The sequence below is a fragment of the Streptomyces sp. NPDC002868 genome (genome assembly GCF_055563295.1).
Window position 1 is genome coordinate 426,662 of record NZ_JBVHDR010000005.1, and the last position, 26,156, is coordinate 452,817.

Here is a 26,156-nt window from a genome sequence, read left to right on the forward strand (position 1 = left end):
ACGGCCGCCTCGACCGCTGCGTATGAGACAACGTGCTCCGTGCTCGTGGGGGCGCTGCCCGGACTGCCTGCCTCTCAGGCTCCCCTCCGCGGACTCGGGGAGATACTGGCCGTGGCCGCCGACCGCGCCGAGCGCTGTGGGCCGGCCCGCTGCGGGATCACGGGTGTTGCCAGGCGTCCCGGCTGGTGACCGCCTTGAATCGTGGAACCGAACACTCCGCGCCAGGAACGGCGAAAAGCAGCCGATAGTGGTCTAGATCCATGCTTAACCCATCAGTCACAAAGCGTTCGTGATCACGCAACACCGTTCGGTCACAGTGGGGTCATGACTGATGTGACTTCTGCGAAGACAGCCCGCCGCCCGCACCACTGGCGGCGGGATCTCATCGAGCTGGCGGCCTTGTTCACGGCGGTGGCGGTCGCCGACGCCGTGGCGAACATGATCGGGCACGGGCCGGACGGGCCGTTCCTGCTCATCACCTCGGCCGTGATCCTCGTTGCCACAGCCACCTTCCACACATGGTGGGCACGACACCACAGCCATGCGCCTCCGGCCGTCAACACCCATACCGCCCGCGGCGCGGGACCGGCCGCCGCGGCGTACACGCAGGCCGCAACCGAGCCCGCCGGGCAGGACGACGTGCACGAGACCGTGCTGTGGCGGATGCGGACCACCGTGAAGGACACGCCGGGGAGCCTGGCGGCGCTGTGCATCGCCCTCGCCCGGTACGGCGTCGACATCCTCACCCTCCAGACGCACCCGCTCGCCGACGGCACCGTGGACGAGTTCCTGCTGCGCGCCCCCGCGTCCCTCCAGGCCCAGCAGCTCACCCGGGAGATCTCGACGGCGGGCGGCAGCAGCACCTGGATCGAGCGCGCCGACGCCCACGATCTCGTCGACACCCCGACCCGGGTGCTCGGCCTCGCCACCCGTACGGCGCTGGACGCGGCCGAACTGCCACTCGCGCTGCGGCAGTTGCTCGGCCGCTGCACCATCCACTCGCTGCCCGCCGTCACGCTCACCGGCCGCCCCTTGGGCGACACCCCGCCGGTGGAGGGCGTGCTGGAGGACACGGTGATGCGGCTGCGCGACCCGAACGGCGGCGCGATCACCATCGAGCGGCCCTATCTCCCCTTCACGCCCACGGAGTTCGCCCGGGCCCGCGCCCTGGTCGAGCTGGATGCCCGCCTCGGCCCGCGCATCCCGCGCAGCGAGGACGTCCTCACCCTCCCCGAGGGCAACGAGATCACCGTGCGACGTGCCGACCAGAGCGACGTCGAGGCGGCCACGGCCATGCACGAGCGCTGCTCCGACCGCACCCTGAGCCTGCGCTACCACGGCCCGGTCGGCGACGCCGGCCGCTACCTCAACCACCTGCTCAGCCCGCGTTTCGGCCGCACCCTCACCGTGCAGACGGCCTCCGGCCGCATCGTCGCCCTCGGTCATCTCCTCTGGGACGGCGACGAGACCGAGGTCGCCCTGCTCGTCGAGGACGCCTGGCAGCGCCGCGGCATCGGCTCGGAGCTGCTCGGCCGACTGGTCGCGCTCGCCGTCGAGGCCGGCTGCGAGAGCGTGTACGCGGTGACCCAGTCCTCGAACACCGCCATGGTCGCTGCCATGCGCGGCCTCGGCCTGCCGCTCGACTACCAGATCGAGGAGGGCACGCTGGTGATCACCGCCCGACTGGACTCGACCGCCGTGCGCCCCCGTTCCTGGTTCGAACAGGCTGAGCGCTGAGCGCCTCGGCCAGATCGCGCCAAAGATCGTCGACGTCCTCGAGCCCGACCGACAGCCGCAGCAGCCGGTCGCTGACGCCCGCCGAGCGCCGGTCTCCCTCAGCCACGATGCGATGGCTGATGGAGGCCGGGTGCTGGATCAGTGTGTCGACGCTGCCGAGGCTGACCGCCGGCGTGATCAGCCGTACGCCCGCGATCACTTGGTGCGGGTCGCCGTACACCTCGAAAGAGACCATCGCCCCGCCCACCTGCGGATAGTGGACGCGGGCGACACGCGGGTCGGCGGACAGCCTGCGGGCCAGGTCGGCGGCCGTGGTGGACGCGGCCCGGACCCGCACCGGCAGCGTGGACAGCCCGCGCAGCAGCAGATATCCGGCCATCGGGTGCAATATGCCGCCGGTGGCGAAGCGCACCTGGCGCAGCACGCGCGCGAACTCCTCGTCACAGGCCACCACGCCGCCCATCACATCGCCGTGCCCGCCCAGATACTTGGTGGCGCTGTGCAGCACGATCCGCGCACCGTGCTCCACCGGCCGCTGAAGCACCGGGGTGGCGAAGGTGTTGTCGACGAGCAGCGGCACGGAGCCGCAGGCGTGCCGCACCGCACGCAGATCGACCTCCGCGAGCGTCGGATTGGCGGGCGTCTCCACCATCACCAGACCGGTGTCGGGCCGGATCGCCGCCGCGATGCCGGCCGGGTCCGTCCAGGTCACCTCGGTCCCCAGCAGCCCGGCGCTGAGGAGATGGTCGCTGCATCCGTACAGCGGCCGCACGGCGACCACATGGCGCAGGCCCAGGCTCGCCCGTGCCAGCAGTACGGCGGTGAGCGCCGCCATCCCGCTGGCGAAGGCCACCGCGCTCTCCGTCCCCTCGAGCCTGGCCAGCGCCGTCTCGAAGCGAGCCGTCGTCGGGTTGTCCAGCCGCGCGTAGACGGGCGGCCCCTCCAGGCGCGCGCCGGTGGCGGCGAACTCGTCGATCCGCTTGGCCTCCCCGGCAGCGTCGTGCGACGGGTAGGTGGTGGACATGTCCAGCGGCGGGGCGTGCAGACCGAGCTGCGCGAGGTCCTCGCGTCCGGCGTGGACTGCATCGGTGGCCAGCGCCCGGGGTGCGGGGGCGGCGAAGGCTTCGTTCTCCATGCCCGCACTCTGAACACCTACCGGAGGGTATCGACCATGGCCCGTGTTACGTTCGATGAATGGCTGAAACTGTCGCTCTCGACCCGGTGGATCTCCACATACTCCGCCTGCTGCAGAACGACGCCCGGACCACCTATCGCGAGCTGGCGGCGGAGGTCGGAGTGGCGCCCTCCACCTGTCTCGACCGGGTGGCGAGGCTGCGTCGCTCGGGTGTGATTCTCGGGCACCGCCTCGCCCTGGACCCTGCCCGGCTGGGGCGGGGACTGCAGGCGCTGCTCTCGGTCCAGGTGCGTCCGCACCGGCGCGAACTGATCGGCCCGTTCGTGGAGCGGATCCGCGCGCTGCCCGAGTCCCGGGCGCTGTTCCATCTGACGGGCCCCGACGACTACCTGGTGCATGTGGCCGTGGCGGACACGGCGGATCTGCAGCGCCTGGTGGTGGACGAATTCACCTCGCGGCCCGAAGTCGCCCGCGTCGAGACGCGGTTGATATTCCAGCAGTGGGACTGTGGCCCGCTGCTCCCGCCGTCGGGGGATCTGACGCATACCTGACAGGCCACTGGGCATCGATGATGGTGACGCGGAGCCCCCACTCGTATGAGGATATGCGCATGCCAGTCACCCTCAGCAGCGAGCTGCCCCGCCAGGTCGCCGACGCATACGTCGACGCACTCATCGAACTCGACCCGACCATCGGCACATACCTCGGAATCAAGGAGAGTTCGGGTTTCCTTCCCGACTACTCACCCGCTGGTCAGGAAGGAATCGCCGAACTCGCCCGCGAGACGCTCGCCCGGCTCGACGATGCCGAGAAGCTGCCGGGCGCCGAGAACGATGCGGAGCGGCGCTGCGGCCGGTTGTTGCGAGAGCGTCTGACGGCCGAACTCGCCGTGCACGAGGCCGATGAGGGGCTGCGTACGGTGAGCAATATGCGCTCGCCGGTGCATACGGTCCGCGAGGTGTTCACCGTGACGCCGATGGAGACCGACGAGGACTGGGCGGCCATCGCACAGCGGCTTCGTGCCGTGCCGCACGCGCTGGGGGGTTACCGGGCCTCGCTGGAGCTGGGGCTCGAGCGCAAGCTCCTGGGCGGCCCCCGTGCCACTCAGACGAATATCGGCCAGATGACGGAGTGGCTCGGCACGGGCCGCAGCTGGTTCGAGGACCTTGTGGCGGACGGCCCCAGCACGCTCCGCGGCGAGCTCGACGCCGCGGCCCGCACGGCGACGACTGCGCTGGGCCAGCTGCGCGACTGGATGCGCGATGTGTACGCACCGGCCGTCGTGGACGCGCCCGACACGGTCGGCCGGGAGCGCTACGCCCGCTGGTCGCGCTTTTTCAACGGCACCGATCTGGACCTCGACGAGGCGTACGCGTACGGCTGGTCCGAGTACCACCGCCTGCTGGCCGAGATGAAGACCGAGGCCGACAAGATCCTTCCGGGCGCCGGGCCGTGGGAGGCGCTCGCGCATCTCGATGTACACGGCGAGCACATCGAGGGTGTCGAGGAGGTGCGGGTCTGGCTGCAGAAGCTGATGGACGAGGCGATCGAGGCGCTGGACGGCACGCACTTCGAACTCGCCGACCGGGTACGGAAGGTGGAGTCCCGGATCGCCCCGCCCGGCGGCGCGGCCGCGCCGTACTACACCGCTCCGTCGGAGGACTTCACCCGGCCGGGCCGCACCTGGCTGCCGACCATGGGCGCCAAACGCTTCCCCGTGTACGACCTGGTGTCGACCTGGTACCACGAAGGTGTGCCCGGCCATCACCTTCAGATCGCGCAGTGGGTGCATGTCGCGGACCAGCTCTCCCGCTACCAGGCGACGATCGGCGGCGTCAGCGCCAATGCGGAGGGCTGGGCGCTGTACGCGGAGCGGCTGATGGACGAACTGGGCTTTCTGCCCGACCCGGAGCGCAGGCTCGGCTATCTGGACGCGCAGATGATGCGGGCGTGTCGGGTGATCGTGGACATCGGAATGCATCTGGAGCTGGAGATTCCGGCGGACTCGGAGTTCCACCCGGGCGAGCGGTGGACTCCGGAGCTGGCGCAGGAGTTCTTCGGCAGCCACAGCGGGCGGCCCGCGGACTTCGTGGAGAGCGAGCTGACCAGGTATCTGTCGATGCCGGCGCAGGCAATCGGCTACAAGCTCGGTGAGCGGGCCTGGCTGCTCGGGCGGGAGAACGCCCGCAAGGCGCACGGCGACGCCTTCGACGCGAAGGCGTGGCACATGGCGGCGCTGTCGCAGGGCTCGCTGGGACTGGACGACCTGGTCGACGAGCTGTCGAAGCTCTGACGACCGGACCCGCTCCGACGCGCGGGACGGCGGCCGGAGCGGGCCCGGGCCGACGGCCTGGGGGCGGCGCGCTGCGGCCGACGGTCTGCGGGTGGCGCACCGCAGGCGACAACCTGGGGGGCGACCTGCGGCTGGCGCGCTGCAGCCGGCGGCCTGGGGGGCGGCGACCTGCGGGCGGCGGTCTGCGGCCGGCGGTCTGCGGGTGGCGCGCCGCAGGCGGCGACCTGAGGGGCGACCTGCGGGCGGCGCGTCCGGTGGCTGAAACCGGCCGCGCGGACGCGCCGTTCCCGACGCCCCTCCCCCGCCGTCGCGACGGCGGTTCAGCAGCCGCAGTCGTCCGCGTCGGCGGGCGCGGTCAGGGGGTCGGCGGCGCGCCTCTGCCCGCCCTCCCGGGTCTCGAACTCGAAGCCCTCACGGGCCCAGTACTCGAAACCGCCGAGCATCTCCTTGACCTGGTAGCCGAGTTCGGCCAGAGCGAGGGCGGCGCGCGTCGCGCCGTTGCAGCCGGGGCCCCAGCAGTACGTGACCACCGGCACCGACTTGTCCAGCAGTTGCTCGGCCTGCTCGACGATCAGCGCGGTCGGCAGGTGGACGGCGCCGGGAATGTGCCCCTGGTCCCAGGACTCGGTGGAACGGGAGTCGAGAACGACGAATCCGGGGTCGCCGCCGGCCGCCAGGGCCGCGGCGACATCGGAGACGTCGGCGTGAAAGGCCAGGGCGGCGCCGAAGTACGCGGCGGCCGCGGCGGGCGAGGCCGGCGGGACACGGAGGACGGGGTTCGAGGTGAGCTGCGTCGTGGTCATGACTCAGAATCTACGGTCGGTGATCGGCTCCATGAAGTGACAATCCCCGGCACTGGTCTTGATCGGCCGGGGATTCCCCTGCTATCTCTCGGGGATGACCGGATATTCACCGGACGCCACGGATTGGCGCATCCTCGCGGCCCTGCAGAGTCAGGGCAGGGCCAGTTTCGCCGAGCTGGCCAGGGCCGTCTCGATGTCCCCGAGCGCCGTGACCGAGCGGGTGCGGCGGCTGGAGGAGGCCGGGGTGATCGCCGGCTACACCGCGGTGGTCGACCAGGACCGGCTCGGGCTGCCGATCCTCGCGTTCGTACGGCTGCGGTATCCGAACGGCAACTACAAGCCGTTCCACGATCTGCTGGAGACGACGCCCGAGATCCTCGAGGCGCACCATGTCACGGGCGACGACTGCTTCGTACTGAAGGTCGCCACCCGGTCCATGAGCCATCTCGAGGAGATCTCGGGCAAGATCGGCGCGCTCGGCTCGGTCACCACGAGCGTCGTCTACTCCTCCCCGCTGCCGCGCCGCGCGATCAGCCGCTGAGCGGCACCCCGCCCAGCCGCACCGTGGAGCCGTGGCGGCCCTTGACGACCTCCAGCTGGGCCGGGATACGGCGGCGCAGATCTGCGACATGGCTGACGATGCCGACGCTGCGGTCCCGTTCGCGCAGGGAGTCCAGCACGTCCAGCACCTCGTCCAGGGTCTGGTCGTCGAGGCTGCCGAAGCCCTCGTCGATGAAGAGGGTGTCGAGCTGTACACCGCCGGCCTCGTCGGTGACGACGTCGGCGAGGCCGAGCGCGAGTGCGAGCGAGGCGAAGAAGGTCTCGCCGCCGGAGAGGGTGGCGGTGTCGCGTGCACTTCCGGTCCAGGCGTCCACGACATGCAGGCCGAGTCCGGAGCGCTTGCCGCCGGTGCGGGCGTCGGAGTGCACGAGGGTGTAGCGGCCGGACGACATGCGCTGCAGTCGTACGGTGGCTGCCGCCGCGACCTGTTCGAGGCGGGCCGCCAGGACGTACGACTCCAGGCGCATCTTGCGTTCGTTGTCGGCGGAGGTGCCGGCGGTGAGCGAGGCGAGGCGGGCGACCCGGTCGTACTCCTCGCGCAGCGGGCCGAGGCGGAGCACTTCCGCGACGGCCTGCCGCGACAGCCGCGCGAGTTCGGCGCACCGGTCGCGGGCGGCGGCAAGCACGGACGCGGCGGCGCGCAGGGCACGCTCGGCCTCGTCATGCGCGGCCCGGGCCGCTTCGGGGTCGGCGCGCGGATGCCCGGCGGCGCTGCCGGCGTCCGCCTCCGCGAGCCGGTCGGCGACGGCCGCGGCCTCGGTCTGCCAGGCGTCGATACGGTGCTGCAGATCCCGCTGCTCCGCCTCGCCGAGCAGCACGGCGGCAGCAGCGCGGGGCGTGTCGAACCCCGCCCGGAACGCGGCGTCGGCCAGCCGGTCGTCGGCCTCCTTCAGGCGCTGCGCGGTGAGGTCGACGGCTCGTACGGCCTCGGCGGCATCGGCAAGCAGCCGCACCCGGCGCTCCAGCAGCGCGGCATGCTCGGCGACGCTGCCCGCGCCGCCCCGGGCCTGGGCCAATTCGCTTTCCAGCACGGCCTGTTCCCGATCGAGGCCTTCCCGCCGCGAGGTCCGCGCGGCGACCCGCCGCTCGGCCTGCTGCTGCGCGGCAAGCCGCTCCTCGTGCTCACGCTCGGCCTGATCGAGCGCCTCGCGAGCGGCGTGCATGCCGGAGGCGAGGCTGTGCGCGTGCTGGTGGTCGCGCTCCAACTGCTCGACGCGACGGAGCAGTTCGGACACGTCGGGCTCGTCCCCGATCCCGCAACCCGCGGCCTGCGGCCGCCCGTGGGCATCGGCGGTGCCGGGCACACCACCCGCCACCGGGGCGTCACCGCCCCGCTCCGCCGCCCGCGCCTGGTCCCTCGCCGTGGTCAACGACTCCCGCACCACCGCCAGTTCACGTTCCGCCTCTGCCCTGGCCGCGTCCTCCCGCGTGTAACTCTCGTACGCAGACTCCTCCGCCCTGCGGTCCACATGGCCGTCCCCCGCGCGGGCGGGCGCGGGGTGGTCCGCCGAGCCGCAGACCGCGCAGGGTTCGCCCCGGACCAGGCCCGCCGCCAGTTCCGCCGCAATGCCGCGCAGGCGGCGTTCCTTGAGGTCGAGCCAGCTCTCGCGGGCCGTGTTGGCGCGTTCGCGGGCCGTGTGCAGCCGGCCCTCCAGCTGCTCGGTGCGGGCCGCGAGCCGGTCGCGTTCGCGGGCCGCGCGGAGTCGGCGGCGGGCCGGGTCGAGGCGGCCCGCGAGGTGTTCGGCGCGGGTTGCGGCGTCCTGGGCGGCCGCGATGCGGTCCTGGTGGGTGCGCCGGACCGTCTCCCAGCCGGCCAGCCAGCCCGCCGCGTCGGCGAGGATGTCGTCGTCGGCCCTGGCCTGGCGGTCGAGCTCCGCGCGCTCGCGGGTGATCTCCGCGCTGCGTCGCTCCGCCCGCCGGGCGGCTTCGAGTCCGCCCAGGTCCTGGCTCAGCTTGCGTTCGAGCGCAGCCAGTTGTTCCGCACCGGCCTCCGCGAGCTCCGGCGGGAGTCCGGCCCGCGCCCGCTCGCGGTCCGCGCTCGCGCGCCGGTGCTCGCGCTCGGCGTCGTCGCGCAGCCGCAGCGCGGGCTCGACGAGCTCCGCCTTGCGGGCCCGTTCCAGCCTGGCCTGCAGTTCCTCCCACTCGGGCCGCCGCGCCTGAAGCGCCTCGCTGCGCCGCCGGGCGTCCGCGTATCTCTCCTGGAGCCGGGCGAGTTCACGCTCGGCTTCCAGCTCACGCCGTGCGGCGGCCTGCCGGCTTTCCGCCGCGGCCAGCGCGCATTCGGCGATGTCCAGCCTCTCCCGGGCGCCCGCGCGGGCGACGGCCGCCCACTGCAGTACGGCCGCGGTGAGTCCCGGATCGCCCGGCTGCTGCGGCGGCAGCGGCCAGTCCCCCGCCGCTGTGCCCGCGGCCTGTTCCATCCGGTGGGCGACCGCGAGCAGCCGCTCGTCACCGGCACGCACCTGCTGTTCGGCGGCGCGGCGCTGTTCGGCGAGGCGCTCCTCGACGGCGGCGAATCGGCGGGTGTCGAACAGCCGCCCGAGCAGTTTGCCGCGCGCCTCCGCGTCGGCGCGCAGGAAGCGTGCGAAGTCGCCCTGCGGCAACAGCACCACCTGGCAGAACTGGTCGCGGCTCATCCCGACGAGCTGGCTGATCTCCTCGCCGATCTCCTGGTGGGAGCGGCTCAGCGCCTGCCACTGGCCGGCCTCGAAGTCGTACTCGCGCAGCCAGCTCTGGGCCCGCTCGGTGGTGAAGCCCTTGCCGTTCTTCTTGGGGCGCGGCTGGGCGGGCCGCCGCCGGATCTCCAACCGCCGCCCTCCCACGGTCAGTTCCAGGCAGACCTCGGTGGAGGTGCCGACTGGGGCATGGTCGCTGCGCAGGGACGCCCCGGCGCTCTGACGCGCGCCCGGCACCGCTCCGTACAGCGCGAAGCAGACCGCATCGAGGACGGACGTCTTGCCCGCGCCGGTCGGGCCGTGGAGCAGAAAGATCCCGGCGGCGGACAGCGCGTCGAAGTCGACGTCCTGGCCGGCTCCGAACGGGCCGAAGGCGGTGACGCTCAGTCTGTGCAGCCTCACCCGGCCACCTCGCGCACGCCCGCGTCAACTCGTACGTCGTCGAAGGCACCGCGCAGCACGGTGCGCTCCAGATCGTCGGGACCGCTGCCGCCGCGCACATGGGCCACGAAGTCCTCCGCGATCTGGTGGTCGTCGCGCCCCTTCAGCCGCTGTGCGTACGAGGCGACAGCGTCATCGCCGGTCCGCTCGGGCTCGAAGACGAGGCTGAGGGTGTGCGGGAACCGCTCGGCGAGCCGCGCCATCGGCTCGGCCGGGCGCACCGGGTCGGTCAGGGTCGCCTCGACGAACGACTGCTCGTGCGGGGCCAGCGCCGGGTCGTCGAGCAGTTCCTCCAGCGCGCCGCGCAGCCGGGCGAGCGGCCGCGGCACGGGACATTCGATGCGCTCGGCCTCGATCTCGCCCCGCGCGCCGAGGTCGATGAGCCACATGGTCTTGCGGTGCCGCGCCTCGGAGAAGGAGTAGGCGAGCGGCGATCCGGAGTAGCGCACGCGGTCGGCGATGGTCTGGCAGCCGTGCAGATGTCCGAGCGCGACATAGTCCACGCCGCGGAAGACCCCGGCGGGCACGGCGGACACGCCTCCGACGGTGATGTCCCGTTCGCTGTCGCTCTCTTCGCCGCCCGCGACGAAGGCATGGGCCAGGACGACGGACCGGGTGCCGGCCGCACGCGTCGCCAGGTCGGCTCGTACGCGCTCCATAGCGGCGCCGATAACGGCCTCGTGCCGTGCCTTGTCCGTCTTGAACTCGTCCTTCACCAGGGCGGGTTCGAGATACGGCAGTCCGTAGCAAGCCACATCGCCGTGTGCGTCGCTCAGCAGCACGGGTGTGTCGCACCCGGCCGGATCGGTGCGCAGATGTATCCCGGCGCGCTCGATCAGCCCGGCCCCGACCCCGAGCCGACGCGCCGAGTCGTGGTTCCCGGAGATCATCACGGTCGGCACGCCGGCGGCGGCGAGCCGGTGCAGCGCCTCGTCGAACAGCTGCACGGCGGCGAGCGGCGGCACTGCCCTGTCGTACACATCCCCTGCGACCAGCACCGCGTCCACGTCGCGCTCGCGCACCGTCGCCACCAGGTGGTCGAGGAACGCCGCCTGGGCGTCGAGCATGCTCACCCGGTGGAACGACCGACCCAGGTGCCAGTCCGACGTATGCAGGAATCTCATGATCCCCGAGAGTATCGGTGGGGTCGGACATCACGGGCGGCTTCAGGCGTCTCCATAAGCCTCACCGCCGAGTTCGAGTCCCGCGGTCCCCGCTGTGGCATCGGCGAGCCAGCCACGGAAGGCTTCGACCTCGGCGTCCGGCAGTCCGATCTCGATGGTGACCGCCTCCGCGTACCGCACTTCGCGCACATCCCGTCCGGTCGCCCGCAGATCGTTCTCCAGCTTTCCCGCCCGCTGGTGGTCGACGGTGACGGTGGCGAGCCGGAAGCGCTGCCGGGTGAGGGTGCCGAGCGCGTCCAGGGCCTCGCCGACGACTCCGCCGTATGCCCTGATCAGGCCGCCCGCGCCGAGTTTCACACCGCCGTAGTACCGGGTGACGACGGCTACGACATAACGGACTTCGCGCCGCATCAGCATCTGCAGCATGGGCACACCCGCCGTGCCGCCCGGTTCGCCGTCGTCGCTCGCCTTCTGTACGGCGGCGTCGGCTCCGATGACGTACGCGAAGCAGTTGTGCGTGGCGGTCGGGTGCTCCTTGCGGATGCGTGCGACGAAGGCCTGCGCCTCCTCCTCGGTCGCGGCGGGCGCGAGCGCGCAGATGAAGCGCGATCTGTTGATCTCGGTCTCGTGCACGCCCTCGCGGGCGACCGTCCGGTACTGCTCCTGCATCCGGCCACCCTATGTGCCGCCCGGACAGGAATGCTCCGCGCAGGCCCCCGGTTGTCCGGAGCATGTACGCAGACGCAGAGACGATCCGCAGGATTCTGACCTCGACGGGCGAGACCTGGGCGGTGGTCGGCCTGTCCAACAACGAGGCGCGGGCGGCGCACGGCGTCGCCGACGTCCTCCAGCGCTTCGGCAAGCGCATCGTCCCGGTGCACCCCAAGGCCGAGACGGTCCACGGCGAGCAGGGCTACGCGACGCTCGCGGACATCCCCTTCAAGGTCGACGTGGTCGATGTGTTCGTGAACTCCTCGCTGGCCGGACCGGTCGCGGACGAGGCCGCCGCGATCGGCGCGAAAGCGGTCTGGTTCCAGCTGGGGGTGGTCGACGAGGAGGCGTACGAGCGCACTCGCGCGGCCGGGCTCGACATGGTGATGGACCGCTGCCCGGCGATCGAGATCCCGCGCCTCGGCTGAACCGGGCAGCGCGGCTCGGCAGGCCCCCCGGCGCCGGCCTCAGATCCCGAGGCCGTCGATGACCATCGCGCCCGGCAGCCCGGCGAAGGCCTTCCCGGGCACGATCAGCTTTCCGCGCCGGCGGCCGCTGCCGATGAGTACCCACTCCGTGTCGACGACCGCGGAGTCCACCAGCAGCGGCCAATCGGCGGGCAGTCCGATCGGCGTGATGCCGCCGTACTCCATGCCGGTTTCGCCGGTCGCGGTGTCCATGGACGCGAACGACGCCTTGCGGGCGCCCAGTTGCTTGCGGACGACGCCGTTGACGTCGACGCGCGTACTGGACAGGACGACGCAGGCAGCGAGCGAAGACTCGCCGCCACGCTTGCCCGCCACGACCACGCAGTTCGCCGACTCTTCGAGCAGTTCCTGCCCGTAGTGCTCCGCGAAAACGGCGGTGTCGGCGATGTCCGGGTCGGTGTCGACGTAGATCAGCTGCTCGGCGGGTACGTCGCCGCGCCAGGCGCGCACGGCGTCGGCGACCGGCGGGGTGAACAGGTCGAGGCAGTCGGGGGCGGGTCTGGCGTCGTCGAAGATTCCGATGGGAGCGCGCATACGCATCACGCTAACAGCGGCTGTCCCGTGCGCGATCGGCCGTCTCAGCGCACGGGCGGGATGGAGACGGCCATCGTCATCTCGACCGTCTCGTCACCGTCGTTGCGGTAGGCGTGCGAGACATTCGCCTCGAAGGTGGCGGAGGTCCCGGCCGGTACGGCGTGCGGTTCGCCGTCGACGACGAGGGTCAGTTCGCCCGCGGTGACATGGAGCAGTTCGATCGTGCCGTCGGGGTGCGGGTCGGACTCGCTGCGGTCACCGGGCATCAGCCGCCAGGCCCACAGTTCGAGTGGCCCGCGGCGCTCGGTGCCGACGAGCAGGGTGGTGGAACTGCCCGTCGAGGTGGACCACATGCGTACGGCCTGCTCCGGGGGTACGAGGCGGACCTGTGGGCCCTGCTCGTAGTCGAGGAGCGTGGTGATGCTGACGCCAAGTGCGTCGGCGAGCTTCACCGTGGTCCCCACACTCGGATTCGTACGCGCCTGCTCGATCTGGATGATCATGCCGCGGCTGACCCCCGCGCGCGCTGCGAGGGCGTCGAGCGTGAACCCCCGCTCGCCGCGCCAGCGCTTGAGATTGCGGGCGAGCGACTGCGTGAGCTGGTCGAGGTCCGACACATTCCGTCCAATATTCTGGATGACAGGGTCCAATAAACTGCACTACGGTGTGGTGCACCCAAACGTTCACTGCACTGTACTGCGAGGCCTGCCATGACCGCACTGTTCGCCCTGGCCACGAGCTTCCTGTGGGGCCTGGCCGACTTCGGCGGCGGGCTGCTCACACGGCGTGCGCCGGCCCTCACGGTGGTCGTCGCCTCACAGTCGATCGCGGTGGTCGTCCTCGGGGCGACCGTCGTGGCCACCGGCGGCTGGCACGAGGCGGGACCGCAGCTCTGGTACGCCGTCGCGGCGGGCGCCGTCGGCCCCGTGGCCATGCTCTCCTTCTACAAGGCGCTCGCCCTCGGACCGATGGGCGTGGTCTCTCCGCTCGGATCGCTGGGTGTGGCCGTGCCCGTCGGCGTCGGCCTGATGATCGGCGAGCGGCCCGGGCTGCTCCAGTTCGCCGGTATCGCGGTGGCCGTGGCCGGCATCGTCCTGGCGGGCGGGCCCGAGCTGCGCGGTGCGCCGGTGCAGCGGCAGGCGATCGGGCTGACCCTGGTCGCCGCCTTCGGGTTCGGCGCGGTGATGACCCTGATCGCCGAGGCCTCGACCACCATCACCGGGCTTTTCCTCGCACTCTTCGTACAGCGCGTCACCAATGTCGCGGTCGGCGGCACGGCGCTGTACGCGTCGGTGAAGCGCGGCGCGCGGGCGCTGCCGCAGGATGGCGGAATGCGGGTCATCTGGTCCTCGCTCCCGGCCCTCGCCTTTGTCGGCCTCGCCGATGTCGCGGCCAACGGCACCTACTCCATCGCCGCGCAGAACGGGCCCGTCACCGTCGCCGCCGTACTCGCGAACCTCTACCCGGTGATGACAGTGCTCGCGGCGCTGGTGCTCCTCAAGGAGCGGCTGCGCGTGGTCCAGGCGACCGGCGCGGGGCTCGCGCTGGTGGGCACCGTACTGCTGGCGGGCGGCTGAGCGGCCCGGTTCAGCTCTCCTCCAACTCCGCGAGCGCCAGCAGCTGTTCGGGCGTGATGCCGTCCGGAATCGGCACGGGAGCGGGCGTACGCAGCGGGGGCTGCCAGCCGCGGACCGGATCCCAGCTCCGTACGACCCGGGCCGGGGCCCCGGCCACCACCGAGTGGTCGGGGACCTCTCCCCGTACGACCGCGCCCGCGGCGACCACCACATTGCGGCCGAGCCGCGCGCCGGGCAGGACCACCGCGCCGGTGCCAAGCCAGCATCCGGGGCCGATCTCCACCGGTTCGGTGCGCGGCCACTGCTTGCCGACCGGCTGGTGGGGGTCGTCGTAGCTGTGGTTGGTCGAGGTGATGTAGACGTACGGACCGCAGTACGTGTCCGAGCCGATGGTCACCCTGGTGTCGGCGATGACATGGCTGCCGCGGCCGAGGACGACGCCGTCGCCCAGCGTCAGGATCGGGTCGGGTCCCAGGTCCAGTCCCGGCATCATTCCCGCGGTGAGCGTGACCTGCTCGCCGATGATGCAGTGGTCGCCGAGCTCGATCCACGCCTCGCCGAAGACGGTGCCCTGGGGGAAGGCGAGCCGGGTGCCGGAGCCGAGCCGGCGGAAACCCAGCCGTCCCGGGTGCTCGGCGGTGACAGCACCCGCCTCCTGCACCCAGCGCCAGCCGCGATGGACGGCGCGTGCGAGGACGCGGCGCCGCCAGGCGGCGAGTGATGAGAACGTGTTTCTGTTCTTCGGCACCCGCACACGGTAGTCGCCGGACCTGGCCCGATCACAGCGGTGCGCTGTGACGTTCGCCCCACCAAGCCGACGCCGCTTACCACGTCGGGCCGGCGGGGACTGCGCGTTCGAACCCAAGTCCTCCGTTCTGTGGGCAGTCGAAGCACTCCGGTCTCACCAGCATCACCGCGTGGCTAGCATATGCGCCACATACATGCGGAAGATCACCGTCAACTTGGTGCCCTACGGCCGTATGTGCGGCCGATGGGCGCCCGTCGGCCCGTCTGTTTCCCGCACTCGAGCAGCGAGGGATCGCGGAATGTCAGTGCCAGTCGCCCCGAAACCGCACCGGATACGCACGGCCGCCTGGCTCTGTCTGGCCGTCGCTGTCGGGGCCACCGCACTCTCCGCCCGGCGGCTGCGTGGCGCATTGGCCGTGGTGCACGGTGAACTGCGTTCGCTGCAGAACCAGTTGGCTCAGGCGGCCGACGATCTGGACCGGCAGGCGACGATCCCCTCCGGCTCCGGCACTGCGATCCCGTCGCAGGACGGGCCCCAGGCGGCCACGCCGGGCGGGCTGCCGGTCCGGCCGCCGGGGCGCACCATGGCCGCCGCCGACCGCGGCCGCACCGGGCCCGCCGCGCCGGACGAGGGCCACGACTCGCCCGGACGCGACGCCGGTGCGCAGTTCGGCGCCTTCCACCGCTCGCTCAAGGCCCCGGCGGATCCGTCCGCCACGCCCGCGGAGCAGTAACGCGACCCACCCCGTCCGGCGCCCGGAGGCATCGGCGCCCATCCCCCCGTACGAGAACGTAGGACAGGAGGCACGGGCCGGTGACCGGATTGCCGGGCAGCACCCGCCCCACGCACACGATGCAGACCACAGACAACAGCCTCACCCGGCTCCTGGAAAGCCTGTTGGAACGCACCCCGGGGACCCAGCACGCCCTGGTGGTCTCGCGCGACGGGCTGAAGCTCTGCTGGAGCCGGCATCTGACGCTCGACCAGGCCGATCAGCTCGCCGCGATCTGCTCGGGCATCCAGGCGCTCGCCCAGGGCGCCTCGGTCGAGTTCGGCAACGGCAACGGCGGCGTACGGCATTCCATGACCGAGTTCTACGGCGGACTGCTGTTCGTCGTGGAGGCGGGAGACGGCGCGCATCTGGCCGTCGTGGCCGAGGACGGCGCCGATCCGGGCGTGGTCGGCCACCGGATGACCGAATTGGTCGAGCAGATGGGCGAACATCTGCGCGCCGAGCCTCGGCTGCCGTCCCAGGTCGAGGTCCCGGCCCCCTCGAGCAGTAACGGGCACAGCCCTCACGGGTATTGACCGACGGGGGACCGTGCCCGGGGCCGGGCCTCCCCTTGCCGCAACGAGGGCAGCCACCTAGGTGGGGTCGTGGCGCACACTCGCCCGGCATTCCGGCAACCCGGGCACAGCACCGAACGCGGGCACTCCGGCTGCCGCGATCAGACACGGCAACGGTGCATTCCGCTTTTCGGTGACTGGAAGCTAAGCCCGGGCGCAGACACGCGCCTATCCGTGCAGGCGATCTACGGATACGTAAATAAATCAGCCGGGGCGTGTGTTCCAGGTCCGGCTCAGCTGCTGCCGGGACTGCGCTTCGAGCTTCCGCCTGGCCCGGGACACGTGCTGTTCAACCGTACGCGGCGACAGGTGCAGGGTGGCGGCGATCTCCCTGTTTGTGAGCCCCGCGTTGGCCAGGTCGATGACCTCTTGTTCGCGGGGGGAGAGCTGGTCCCCGTAGCTCGGGCGGCCGCGACGGCGCTGTTCGGCCGCGGGCTGGTGGGCACGGAGTGTGGCCCGCACCCGCGCGGCGTCCCAACCCGCGCCCACATCCGTCAGTTGCTGCACACAGGAGGCCAGGTCTTCCACGGCGCCGGCCGCCGCCTCGGCGTCCGCACCCGACTCCAGCGTGCACTGGGCGGCCGCCTCGGTGGTGAGGATCACGGCGTACGGCCGGGGCATCTCGGCGTACACGGCCGCCGCCTGGCGGAAGTGGGGTATCGCCAGGGCCTGTTCGCCCGCCGTCTGCGCCAGGACACCGCGGCACCAGTGGAGTGCGGCGGCGGCCGACGGGACGACGTTTCCCTTCAGCCCGGCCTCGAACTCGGCGACCATGTCCTCGGCCGCTTCCTGGCGGCCTGCCCGGGCTGTCGCCTCGACGGCCCAGGGAGCGAGCTCCGCCGCCCACACCCAGACGCCTTTGTCGCGCACCCTGTCCCAGGCCGCGGCCGCCTCGGACGCCGCCGTGTCGACGTCGCCGCGGGCCAGGGCGGTCCGGATCAACGCACCGGCGGCCGCCGCCACATGAGGCAGCGGCGAGCCGACGGGCAGCGGATGCCCGTCGCCCGACAGCCAGGCCGCCATCTGCTGCCATTCGCCCTGGGCCAGGGCGAGCATGCCGAGGACGAACCGGGCGTCGGCGGCGGGTCCCGGCATGACGCCGGTCTCGGCGACGAAGGCCCGGGCCCGCCCGGACAGTCCCGTCCACCGGCCGGTGAACCAGTCCAGCAACAGGCCGCTGCCACGCCCGTCCTGCTCGACGTAGGAGGCTCCGCTGCGGGCCGCCAGATCCAGCCCTTCCTCCAGGAGATCGCCGACGCGCTGCGGATGCCCCAGCCACAGGGCGGCGTCCGCGCCGTTCACCAGACCCCGGGCCACATGCGGCAGCCGCTCGGTGTGATCGGTATCGGTGTCCGTGTCGGTGCGCAGCCGTTCCAGCACGTCCCATGCCGTGGGGTCCCCGGTCTCCAGCAGCACGGCGATGGTGTTGGCCGCGACCGCCGTTCGCACTTCGGCGTCGTCGCTGTGGGCAGCCAGCTTCTGGACCTTCTCGAGCCAGTGCAGGTTGCGTTCCAGCGGGACCGCGGACATGACGGGCATGGCGAGTGCCGACATCGCACGCGCGGCGAGCGCCGGCCGTTCCGCCAGCTCGCCGACCGCCTGCTCCAGTTCCACCCAGCCCTGCAGGCCCATTCCCGCCTGGTTGTAAAGGACCAGCCCCAGGTCGAGCCGGATCTGGCCGCGTACGGCAGGAGGCAGGGACTGGTCGTCGAGGATCTGCCGCAGCACCTGCACCGTCTGGTCGGTGTGCAGCCCCAGCACGGCACTGTGGGCCAGCAGCGGCGCGAGCCGGGCCCGCATCTCCCGGGGGACCGCGTGGTGGGAGAGCGCGTGCTCCAGCACGTCGATCGCCGTCTGGTGCTCACCGGCCTCGGCGCACTGCCGCGCGGCCCGCTCGACCGCCCTCAGCCAGCCGCGCAGCCGCCCGCCGCGGTGCCGGTGTTCCGCGAGCCGGGTCCACGGCACCGGTTGCCGCTGCGCCAGCACGTCGGCCGCCCGGCGATGCATCTCCTGCCGCAGCGGCCCCGGCATTTCCTCGTAGACGGCCGCGCCCGCCAGCGGCGAGGGGAAGCCGTACACGTCCCGGCCGGTCTCCTGGAGTACGGCTCTGCGCAGGGCCGCGACGAGCGCCTGCCGGCCGGTTTCGGCGGGCAGCGCGCCCACCGCGTACAGATCCTCGGCGCTGCTCGGCTCATCCAGCACCGCCGCGGCCCGGACGACGGCCCGGTGCTCCTCCCGCAGCGCGGCGAGGCGGCCGAGGACCAGCTCGGCCAGCCGTACGGGCGTCCCCGTGGCGTCCACGTCCTTGGCGGTGTACCGCTCCTTCGGCCCGCACACGTCCTCCAGCTGGCACACCAGGTCGACGACTACCTGGGGCACGCCGGCCGAGCGCTCATGGATGCGGGCGACCAGTTCCGGTGGACAGCTCTCGGCGCCGAGCCGCTCCTCGACCATCAGACGCACCTGTTCGGCGTCGAGTGGCATGAGGCGTATCCGCAGCAGCGACAGCCGGGCGGGATAGGTCACGGCCCGGCCGAGGACCAGTCCGGGCTCGGCCAGTTCCTCGGGCCGGTAGGCCAGTACGGCTGCGAGCCCGGCGGGCGGCCGCTCCAGCACTCGTCGCAGCAGTTCCTGGCCGCCCCGGTCGGCGCGGTGCACGTCTTCGGCGATCAGCAGGACCGGACCGTCGGATTCCAGCAGCGGCACCAGGTCCTCGGCGAGCGCGGCGGCGTCCGGGTAGAGGCGCGGCGGCAGGGGAAGCGGCTCGTGGCGCGCCCGCCCGGCGGCCCGGCCGCTGCCCGCATCCGAGCGCGCCGAGCGGACAGCGTGGTGGGCGAGTGCGACGCCGGACGCGGTGAAGGTCAGGACCACGCGTGGTCGCGGGCCGGTCTCCGCGGCCTCGAGCAGCCGGTCGACCAGTCGGCTCTTGCCGACTCCGGCCGACCCCTCGATCAGAAGCAATGCCGGTTGCCGGGTGGGATGGGCGAGCGTCTGTTTCAGCCACCGTTCCCAGGCCTCGTCACTGAGCGTGCTCACCGGCTCACTCTCCTCGACATTTCCGGTCATTTCATTTCTTTAGGTATCCGTACTTCAGTCTCCCCAATTGCGCGAGTACGCGGCGACCATGAGCCTAGAGCTGCCGCTCGGGCATCCCCTGGGCAAAAAAGGAGCCGACGTGATCGCATCAGAGGAGTCCTCCCACCCTCCGTCTTCCGGCCTTGTGCCTCATGGCGGAATCTCGGGTCTGGCCCAGTGTGCGATGTCGGCGACACCAGAAGCGGTGCGCATGCTGAGACATTTCGCCCGCGCCGCGGCGCACCGCTGGCGGCTGGCCGACGACTTCCACGAGGCGCTGTCGGTGATCGTCACCGAGCTGGTCAGCAATGTGGTGCTGCACAGCGGCAGCCCGTGGGTCGCGGTGGCCATCAAGGTCCGCGGCAACACCCTGACGACCCAGGTCAGGGACGGCGGGCGGTGGAAGCACCGCCCGGTGCGGCGTCAGGAGCCACTTGACGCGCATGCCGACTGCGGTCATGGGCTGGGGCTGGTGGAGTCCTTCGCGACACGGATCACCACACGCAGCCTGGACGCCGGCAGCGTGGTGGTGGCGGAGATCGTCATGCCCGCCCAGTACGGCGGGCCTTCCGTCTAGTCGCGATGGGGCCGGGGTCGGGCCCCCGGCGCTCAGTCCGTCTCGGACGCCTGGCGGTGGCCCTTGGCCAGCACCAGGTACATCGCGGCGTTGAGCTTGATCCCCTCGCGCTCCTCCTCGGTCAGCTCGCGCTTGACCTTGGCGGGCACGCCCGCGACCAGGGAGCCGGGCGGGACCCGCATCCCCTGGGGTACGAGCGCCTGCGCCGCGATCAGCGAACCGGCGCCGATGTGCGCGCCGTTGAGGACGGTCGCCCCCATGCCGACAAGTACGTCGTCCTCGACGGTGCAGCCGTGCAGCACGGCGTTGTGGCCGACCGATACACGCTCGCCCACAGTGACCGGGAAGCCCGGGTCGACATGCACCGTGCAGTTGTCCTGGATGTTGGTCTCGGCGCCGAGGACAATGGGACCGCAGTCCGCGCGCAGCACGGTGTGATACCAGACGCTGGAGCCCGCGGCCATGGTGACCTCACCGAGCACGACGGACGTGGGAGCGGTGAAGGCGTCCGGCGCGATGCTCGGCTCCTTGCCGCCCACCCCCGCGATCAGCGCCTGTCCTGCCATCGCCTTCTCCTCGTTCATGGACTCGTTCAGGGGCCGGTTCATCTCGGGCCGCTCAGTCGCCGGCGGGCACGGGCTCCGGTTCGGCCACCGCCGGACGGGCCTCCGCCTGTGCGGCCGCCTTCTTGGCGCGACTCTTGAGCACCAGCATCGAGGTGAGTCCGATCAGCACGGCGAGGACCAGGCCCAGCCAGGAGAACCGCTTGAGCCAGGCCTCGGCGACCACGCCGACGGAGTAGATGACGGCGGTCGTGCCGCCGGCCCAGAGGATCCCGCCGAAGACATTGGCGATGAGGAACTTCCAGTACGGCATCCGCAGCACGCCCGCGAGCGGCCCGGCGAAGATACGCAGCAGGGCGACGAAACGGCCGAAGAAGACGGCCCACATGCCCCACTTCTCGAACGACCGCTCCGCCATGGCGATCTGCGCGTCGCCGAAGTGCTTGGGGAACTTCCCACCGAGCCAGGTCAACAGTGGGCGTCCGCCCTTGCGGCCGATGGCGTACCCGATCGAATCGCCGATGATCGCACCGGCGGTCGCGCAGGCGCCGAGGATGTACGGATTGATGTCCCCGTGCTGTGAGGCCAGCAGCGCCGAGCTGACAAGGACGATCTCGCCCGGCAGCGGGATGCCGAGGCTCTCGAGCCCGATGACCACCCCCACCAGGAGGTAGATGCTGACCGCAGGGACGGTCTCAAGCCACTCCTGGACGTGCAACGCCGGCTCCTCCCGAGTTTGCTGGGCGTGTGCTGCCCGGCGTACGCCCCCGTCGGCGCACGCCGAGCAGCCTACCTGGTCAGCGATGCACCAGCCCCAAGGGCCTCAGGCGCCCGGGCGCAGCGTCCACACGATGGTCATCTCGCCGGTCACCGCGCCGTCCGCGCGCTGAATGGCGATCTCCACCGGGAACTCCGGGCGCTCGCCCGCGTCCAGCTCCGCGACGACGTCCGCGATGGGACGGCCCAGGGTGGCGGTCGCCGTGACGACGCCCATCGCCAGCTTCTTGTAGCCGATTTCCGCCTTGACAGCGAGCGGCACGGCCCGCGTCATCTGGTCGCCGAAGGCGGCGATGACGATCGCGCCGCTCGCGGACTCGGCGAGCGTGAACATCGCCCCGGCGTGCGGTCCGCCGACGTGGTTGTGGAAGTCGGGCTGGTCCGGCAGGCGGACGACAGCACGCTCGGCGGTGGTCTCAACGAACTCCAGGTTGAGGGTCCGGGCCATGGGGACGGTGGCGGCGAGCATCTCGCCGACGGACATCTGATCAGCGCTCATGGACGGGATGTTACCCACGAGTAGCGCTGTTGGCCATCCCTGGTCGGGGGCGGCCGTAGCCCCCGTGCCGCGACACCTCTATCGTTACTCGCCATGTGGCCAGGACAGCAGCCGCCCGGGGGCGAGCAGAACCCGCAGGACCAGAACCCGTACCAGCAGCCGGGGTACCAACAGCCGAATCCGTACCAGCAGCCCGGCTACCAGCAGCCTGGGCACCAGCAGCCGGGCTACCAGCAGCAGCCCAACCCGTACCAGCAGCCGACTGTGGCGCAGTTCGGCGTGCCCGGGCAGCCGCCCGGTGGGCCCCAGCCGCCGCAGGACAACAAGAAGAAGACGACCATCGTCGCGATCGTCGCGGCCACGGCGGTCGTAGCGGCTGCGGTGGTCACGGGCGTCATCGTGCTGAAGGACGACGACAAGGGCACCGAGGACGAGGGCAGCAAGGTCAGCTCCTCGAAGACGCCCGCGGCGGACAAGCCCAGCCAGGCTCCCGCGTCGCCGACCGAGAACCCCCGCGGCGGCGATGAGGGCAAGCCGACCATCGCGGGCTGGAAGGTCGTCAGCAACCCGAAGCACGGCACGCAGTTCGACGTCCCGCCCTCCTGGGAGGTGGCCGGTTCGAGCATCAGCACCTTCTTCGAGGACGAGAAGAAGGGGGACGGCTCGCCGGTCGTCGTCATGTCGGCTCCGGCCCACTACAAGTCCAAGTGGTGCACGTTCGACACCGACAAGGACGGCAAGCTCGAGACGTGGGGGCAGAGCTCGGTCGGCACCAAGGGCGGTAAGGGCGCCACCGACAGTGCCACGGCCGCCTACAACGAGGCCGGCAACTGGGTGTGGGCGGGCTACGCGCAGACCGAGCCCAAGGGCACGGTCAAGATCACCAAGGCCAAGCCGTACACCACCAAGTCCGGCCTCAGCGGAAGCGTCGCGACTGCCACCGCGCTCGGTGTCAAGAAGGAGAACAAGTGCGAGACCGACGGCAAGTCGATCGCCTTCACCTTCAAGGACAGCAAGGGTGACTTCAAGAGCTGGGTCCTGTACGCCAACACCGGCGTCAAGGACGAGGTCCCGGACGCCACCATCGCGCAGATCCTGAGCACGGTCCGGCTGGCGGGCACGCCCACCGGCTAATCCGTTCGGCATGGCGGTACGGCAGCGGGGATAGTCCCGAGGTGACCACTCCCGCCGCCGAACTCCGCCGCCGTGCACGCCGCCCCGAGTGGGCGGGACGCAACTACACCCTGCTGACCGCCGCAGCGATCGTCACCAGCCTGGGCACCCATGGTGCGCTGATCGCGGCGGCGTTCGCGGTTCTGCAGTCCGGCGGGGACGGCGGCGACGTGGGTCTGGTCGCGGCGGCCCGCACCCTCCCCCTCGTGCTCTTTCTGCTGATCGGCGGCGCGATCGCCGACCGGGTGCCGCGGCACCGCGTGATGGTCGCCGCCAACGCGCTCAACTGCGTCTCGCAGGCGGTCTTCGCCGTGCTCGTCCTGGCCGGCGATCCGCAGCTGTGGCAGATGATGCTGCTGACCGCGCTCTGCGGCACCGGCCAGGCGTTCTTCAACCCGGCCGCCGAGGGCATGCTGATGTCCAGCGTCAGCGGCGAACAGGCTGGCCGGGCCTTCGCGTTGTTCCGTATGGCCATGCACGGCGCGGCCATCGGCGGTGCCGCGCTCGGCGGCGCGCTGATCGCGGCGGTCGGTCCGGGGTGGGTGCTGGCCGTGGACGCAGCGGCATTCGCGGTCGCGGGCGCGCTGCGTGCTTTTCTCGACGTCAGCCATATCCGCCCGCGCCTGCCCGGCGGCGGGCTGCTGGCCGATCTGCGGGACGGCTGGAAGGAGTTCAGCAGCCGGCCGTGGCTGTGGGGCATCGTCGCCCAGTTCTCGGTGGTCGTCGCCGTCGTCGGGGCTGCCGAGTCGGTGTACGGGCCGCTGGTCGCCCGGGACGAGCTCGGCGGCGCGGGCCCCTGGGGCATTGCGCTCGCCGCGTTCGGCGTGGGCACCCTCGGCGGGGCACTGCTGATGATGCGCTGGAAGCCCCGTCGGATGCTGCTCGCCGGGACGCTGTGCGTGTTCCCGATGGCCGCGCCGTCGGCCGCGCTCGCCGTACCGCTGCCTGTCGCGGGACTCGCGGCGGTGATGCTTCTCAGCGGTGTGGCGATCGAGGTGTTCGGGGTCGCGTGGATGACGGCGCAGCACCTTGACAGATGTAACCTCTCGATTGACGCGACGACAGGTCCGGATGCGACGGCAGGCCGACTTGCCCGTGTCGGTCTGATGAGCCGTCAGGCTCTGGGAAGTCCCATGACTCCCCGCCCGATCTGGCGCGGTTGTGGCACGGGCTGATCCCCTCGATGCGAACTATCGGCAGGACGGTCGTTCAGGTCTGCCCGGGTCGTCAGCCGCGGTCTTGGGGGCGTTGCTGGACGGCTGCGGTCGCGCTGGTTGCTGTACTTCGCTGCTGTACGGCAGCCCCGAGCACGAGGTGACAAGTACTTGGTTCCTGACCGCCGTGGTTGGTGCACTTCGCCTGGTACAGCGAGGTGGGTGGGCCGGTGTCCCGCTTGATGGGGCGATTAGTGCTTTGGTCTGCTGGTCTTGCAGGGCGCGGGTGAGGCTGGCGGAGCACGAGCGGTCCGGAAGGGGGATTCGCGACGCCCGTACGGCCTAATCCGGGCTCGCCAGCGGTCACGGGCTGATCGCGGCACTTAGCGTCGGACGCGGCGTTGATCAGCGCCGCGGCGACTCGACTCCAGACGTTCATGACGGGGCATCAAGCGCCGAGTCCATTCGGAGCACTCGAGCGCACTTCGGTGTGGTGCACTACAGGAGGTCTGCATGTCGGGTATCGCAGTACGGGGGCCATCGAAACTGGGGAGTCCGCGGCGAAGCCGTGGGCGTGGGGGTTCGTGGTGGGTGGTAGTGCGGGCCTGGATGGCGGGAGTGGCGGTCCTGGCCGGCCTGGCCCTTCCGGTCACCCTGGCCACGCCCGCCGCCGCGCAAACCGGAACCTTCGCCTACGTCGCCAACAACGCAGATGACACGGTGTCGGTGATCGATGCCGCCACCAACACCGTCATCGACACGATCACCGTCGGCGACAACCCCGTCGGTGTGGCGGTGACCCCGAACGGCACCCGCGTCTACGTCACCAACGGCGCCGATGGCACCGTGTCGGTGATCGACACCGCCACCAACACCGTCATCGACACCATCACCGTCGGCGACCAGCCCCAACTGCTGGCGGTGTCCCCGGACGGCTCCCGTGTCTACGTCACCAACTTCGCCGATGACACCGTGTCGGTGATCGACACCGCCACCAACACCGTCATCGACACGATCACCGTCGGCGACGGCCCTCTCGGTGTGGCGGTGTCCCCGGACGGCTCCCGTGTCTACGTCACCAACTTCGCCGATGACACCGTGTCGGTGATCGATGCCGCCACCAACACCGTCATCGACACGATCACCGTCGGCGACGCGCCCGTTGGTGTGGCGGTGACCCCGAACGGCACCCGCGTCTACGTCGCCAACACCAACGATGACACCGTGTCGGTGATCGACACCGCCACCAACACCGTCATCGACACGATCACCGTCGGCGACGAGCCCCAACTGCTGGCGGTGACCCCGAACGGCTCCCGCGTCTACGTCACCAACTCCGCCGATGACACCGTGTCGGTGATCGACACCGCCACCAACACCGTCATCGACACGATCACCGTCGGCGACAACCCCGTTGGTGTGGCGGTGACCCCGAACGGCACCCGCGTCTACGTCACCAACTCCGCCGATGACACCGTGTCGGTGATCGACACCGCCACCAACACCGTCATCGACACGATCACCGTCGGCGACGCGCCCGTTGGTGTGGCGATCGGCACCATCGAAGAGCGGATCCCGACCAAGCTGACGCTGAAGGCGAAGAAGAAGGACAAGGACAAGGAGCACCCCGAGGGTGAGAACGGTCTCACGCTGACCGCCAAGCTGACCGCCGAGGGCGAGCCCCTGGAAGGCAAGACCATCACCTTCACCAACGCCGTCCAGCTGTGCACCGAAACGACCAACGTCCAAGGCAAGGCCACCTGCAAGGTCCCGGGCAAGCAGGGCAAGGACACCTGCTACACCGCTGCCTTCGCCGGCGACGACACCTACGAGCCCTCCACCGCCAGGGTCTGCAAGAGGCACGACGACGACAAGCCCGACCCCTGGTCAGCACTGCTCGACCAGAGCGACGTCCGCATCCAGGCACTGCTGCCGACCATGCCATGAGCGTGAGCCTGCCCGACCGAGCCCCGGCGACTTCACGCCGCCTCCCACGCACCGGCGGCTGAGCCACTCCACAGGCACACCGCACGAGCGACTCCCCACCACAACACGTCGCCCCCTACGCACGACCATCGCCCTGATCCCAACCAGGGGTCAGGGCCACACGCCGCCCCAGGATTGCTTGGCAGACGGCTAGGGCTGCGGCTGGCATCCCTTCACC

At 71.3% G+C, this 26,156-nt stretch carries 24 protein-coding genes; 12 read left to right on the plus strand and 12 right to left on the minus strand.

The features are described from left to right. The first annotated feature begins 324 nt into the window (after positions 1 to 324). Complete coding sequence (locus tag ACZ3H8_RS18645; protein ID WP_467403049.1) at positions 325 to 1,737, plus strand: GNAT family N-acetyltransferase; 1,413 nt, start codon at positions 325 to 327, stop codon at positions 1,735 to 1,737. On the opposite strand, the gene ACZ3H8_RS18650 is transcribed toward ACZ3H8_RS18645, so the two are convergent. Next, the gene (locus ACZ3H8_RS18650; RefSeq protein WP_467403051.1) at positions 1,673 to 2,872 is read right to left on the minus strand and encodes a trans-sulfuration enzyme family protein; all 1,200 of its coding nucleotides are present in this window, start codon (positions 2,870 to 2,872) and stop codon (positions 1,673 to 1,675) included. The two genes, ACZ3H8_RS18645 and ACZ3H8_RS18650, sit on opposite strands and share 65 nt — an antisense overlap. Positions 2,873 to 2,931: 59 nt before the next feature. On the opposite strand from ACZ3H8_RS18650, the gene ACZ3H8_RS18655 reads away from it, so the two are divergent. Both ACZ3H8_RS18655 and ACZ3H8_RS18660 read left to right on the plus strand, forming a co-directional pair. Beyond that, positions 2,932 to 3,423, plus strand: coding sequence for an Lrp/AsnC family transcriptional regulator (locus ACZ3H8_RS18655; RefSeq protein WP_467403052.1), 492 nt, complete (start codon positions 2,932 to 2,934; stop codon positions 3,421 to 3,423). Positions 3,424 to 3,482: 59 nt separating this feature from the next. Continuing rightward, a complete protein-coding gene (locus ACZ3H8_RS18660) occupies positions 3,483 to 5,165 on the plus strand; it encodes a DUF885 domain-containing protein (protein WP_467403054.1) in 1,683 nt (560 codons plus the stop codon). Between the two features lie 320 nt (positions 5,166 to 5,485). Here the strand turns inward: ACZ3H8_RS18660 and ACZ3H8_RS18665 are convergent, their stop codons facing one another. Next, on the minus strand, positions 5,486 to 5,968 hold the full coding sequence (locus ACZ3H8_RS18665; protein ID WP_467403056.1) for a rhodanese-like domain-containing protein: 483 nt from the start codon (positions 5,966 to 5,968) through the stop codon (positions 5,486 to 5,488). A 94-nt stretch (positions 5,969 to 6,062) separates the two neighbouring features. Here ACZ3H8_RS18665 and ACZ3H8_RS18670 point away from each other — a divergent pair, with 94 nt between their 5' ends. Further along, entirely contained in the window at positions 6,063 to 6,509 is a 447-nt protein-coding gene (locus ACZ3H8_RS18670; protein ID WP_467403057.1) for an Lrp/AsnC family transcriptional regulator, read from the plus strand. On the opposite strand, the gene ACZ3H8_RS18675 is transcribed toward ACZ3H8_RS18670, so the two are convergent. From ACZ3H8_RS18675 to ACZ3H8_RS18685, 3 genes are read right to left on the minus strand one after another with little or no spacing between them, the layout of a single operon-like run. Then, positions 6,499 to 9,606 (minus strand): AAA family ATPase, encoded by a 3,108-nt coding sequence (locus tag ACZ3H8_RS18675; protein WP_467403059.1) that lies wholly within the window; start codon positions 9,604 to 9,606, stop codon positions 6,499 to 6,501. The genes ACZ3H8_RS18670 and ACZ3H8_RS18675 overlap by 11 nt on opposite strands. Then, complete coding sequence (locus ACZ3H8_RS18680) at positions 9,603 to 10,769, minus strand: exonuclease SbcCD subunit D (RefSeq protein ID WP_467403061.1); 1,167 nt, start codon at positions 10,767 to 10,769, stop codon at positions 9,603 to 9,605. The genes ACZ3H8_RS18675 and ACZ3H8_RS18680 overlap by 4 nt, the downstream gene beginning before the upstream one ends. A gap of 42 nt (positions 10,770 to 10,811) precedes the next feature. After that, on the minus strand, positions 10,812 to 11,438 hold the full coding sequence (locus tag ACZ3H8_RS18685) for a YigZ family protein (protein ID WP_467403063.1): 627 nt from the start codon (positions 11,436 to 11,438) through the stop codon (positions 10,812 to 10,814). A 62-nt stretch (positions 11,439 to 11,500) separates the two neighbouring features. Here ACZ3H8_RS18685 and ACZ3H8_RS18690 point away from each other — a divergent pair, with 62 nt between their 5' ends. Then, complete coding sequence (locus ACZ3H8_RS18690; protein WP_467403064.1) at positions 11,501 to 11,908, plus strand: CoA-binding protein; 408 nt, start codon at positions 11,501 to 11,503, stop codon at positions 11,906 to 11,908. A gap of 39 nt (positions 11,909 to 11,947) precedes the next feature. Here ACZ3H8_RS18690 and ACZ3H8_RS18695 read toward each other — a convergent pair whose 3' ends face one another. Continuing rightward, positions 11,948 to 12,502 (minus strand): YbaK/EbsC family protein, encoded by a 555-nt coding sequence (locus tag ACZ3H8_RS18695; protein ID WP_467403066.1) that lies wholly within the window; start codon positions 12,500 to 12,502, stop codon positions 11,948 to 11,950. Positions 12,503 to 12,546: 44 nt separating this feature from the next. Then, a complete protein-coding gene (locus tag ACZ3H8_RS18700) occupies positions 12,547 to 13,119 on the minus strand; it encodes a helix-turn-helix domain-containing protein (protein ID WP_467403067.1) in 573 nt (190 codons plus the stop codon). Between the two features lie 93 nt (positions 13,120 to 13,212). Here ACZ3H8_RS18700 and ACZ3H8_RS18705 point away from each other — a divergent pair, with 93 nt between their 5' ends. Further along, positions 13,213 to 14,079: an EamA family transporter gene (locus ACZ3H8_RS18705; protein WP_467403069.1), complete on the plus strand. Its 867-nt coding sequence runs from the start codon at positions 13,213 to 13,215 to the stop codon at positions 14,077 to 14,079. 10 nt (positions 14,080 to 14,089) lie between these two features. Here ACZ3H8_RS18705 and ACZ3H8_RS18710 read toward each other — a convergent pair whose 3' ends face one another. Further along, positions 14,090 to 14,827 carry an acyltransferase gene (locus ACZ3H8_RS18710; RefSeq protein ID WP_467403070.1) on the minus strand — a complete coding sequence of 246 codons (738 nt, stop codon included), beginning with the start codon at positions 14,825 to 14,827 and terminating at the stop codon, positions 14,090 to 14,092. A gap of 298 nt (positions 14,828 to 15,125) precedes the next feature. Between ACZ3H8_RS18710 and ACZ3H8_RS18715 the strand changes: the two genes are divergently transcribed. Next, the gene (locus ACZ3H8_RS18715; RefSeq protein ID WP_467403072.1) at positions 15,126 to 15,560 is read left to right on the plus strand and encodes a hypothetical protein; all 435 of its coding nucleotides are present in this window, start codon (positions 15,126 to 15,128) and stop codon (positions 15,558 to 15,560) included. Between the two features lie 119 nt (positions 15,561 to 15,679). After that, complete coding sequence (locus ACZ3H8_RS18720) at positions 15,680 to 16,135, plus strand: roadblock/LC7 domain-containing protein (protein ID WP_467403253.1); 456 nt, start codon at positions 15,680 to 15,682, stop codon at positions 16,133 to 16,135. Between the two features lie 243 nt (positions 16,136 to 16,378). On the opposite strand, the gene ACZ3H8_RS18725 is transcribed toward ACZ3H8_RS18720, so the two are convergent. Further along, a complete protein-coding gene (locus tag ACZ3H8_RS18725) occupies positions 16,379 to 19,210 on the minus strand; it encodes a LuxR C-terminal-related transcriptional regulator (protein ID WP_467403073.1) in 2,832 nt (943 codons plus the stop codon). A 223-nt stretch (positions 19,211 to 19,433) separates the two neighbouring features. Here ACZ3H8_RS18725 and ACZ3H8_RS18730 point away from each other — a divergent pair, with 223 nt between their 5' ends. Next, a complete protein-coding gene (locus ACZ3H8_RS18730) occupies positions 19,434 to 19,826 on the plus strand; it encodes an ATP-binding protein (protein WP_467403256.1) in 393 nt (130 codons plus the stop codon). Between the two features lie 32 nt (positions 19,827 to 19,858). Here the strand turns inward: ACZ3H8_RS18730 and ACZ3H8_RS18735 are convergent, their stop codons facing one another. From ACZ3H8_RS18735 to ACZ3H8_RS18745, 3 genes are all read right to left on the minus strand, one after another. Next, positions 19,859 to 20,392, minus strand: a complete 534-nt coding sequence (locus tag ACZ3H8_RS18735) for a gamma carbonic anhydrase family protein (protein WP_467403257.1) — start codon at positions 20,390 to 20,392, stop codon at positions 19,859 to 19,861. Positions 20,393 to 20,444: 52 nt separating this feature from the next. Continuing rightward, positions 20,445 to 21,107, minus strand: coding sequence for a DedA family protein (locus tag ACZ3H8_RS18740; protein ID WP_467403075.1), 663 nt, complete (start codon positions 21,105 to 21,107; stop codon positions 20,445 to 20,447). A 105-nt stretch (positions 21,108 to 21,212) separates the two neighbouring features. Further along, entirely contained in the window at positions 21,213 to 21,650 is a 438-nt protein-coding gene (locus tag ACZ3H8_RS18745; protein WP_398992810.1) for a DUF4442 domain-containing protein, read from the minus strand. A 108-nt stretch (positions 21,651 to 21,758) separates the two neighbouring features. Here ACZ3H8_RS18745 and ACZ3H8_RS18750 point away from each other — a divergent pair, with 108 nt between their 5' ends. The 3 genes from ACZ3H8_RS18750 to ACZ3H8_RS18760 all read left to right on the plus strand — a co-directional run bounded on the left by ACZ3H8_RS18750 (position 21,759) and on the right by ACZ3H8_RS18760 (position 25,939). Then, positions 21,759 to 22,799 (plus strand): DUF8017 domain-containing protein, encoded by a 1,041-nt coding sequence (locus ACZ3H8_RS18750; protein WP_467403077.1) that lies wholly within the window; start codon positions 21,759 to 21,761, stop codon positions 22,797 to 22,799. A gap of 41 nt (positions 22,800 to 22,840) precedes the next feature. Continuing rightward, a complete protein-coding gene (locus ACZ3H8_RS18755) occupies positions 22,841 to 24,013 on the plus strand; it encodes an MFS transporter (RefSeq protein ID WP_467403079.1) in 1,173 nt (390 codons plus the stop codon). A gap of 576 nt (positions 24,014 to 24,589) precedes the next feature. Continuing rightward, on the plus strand, positions 24,590 to 25,939 hold the full coding sequence (locus ACZ3H8_RS18760) for a YVTN family beta-propeller repeat protein (RefSeq protein WP_467403081.1): 1,350 nt from the start codon (positions 24,590 to 24,592) through the stop codon (positions 25,937 to 25,939). The last annotated feature ends 217 nt before the right edge of the window (positions 25,940 to 26,156 follow it).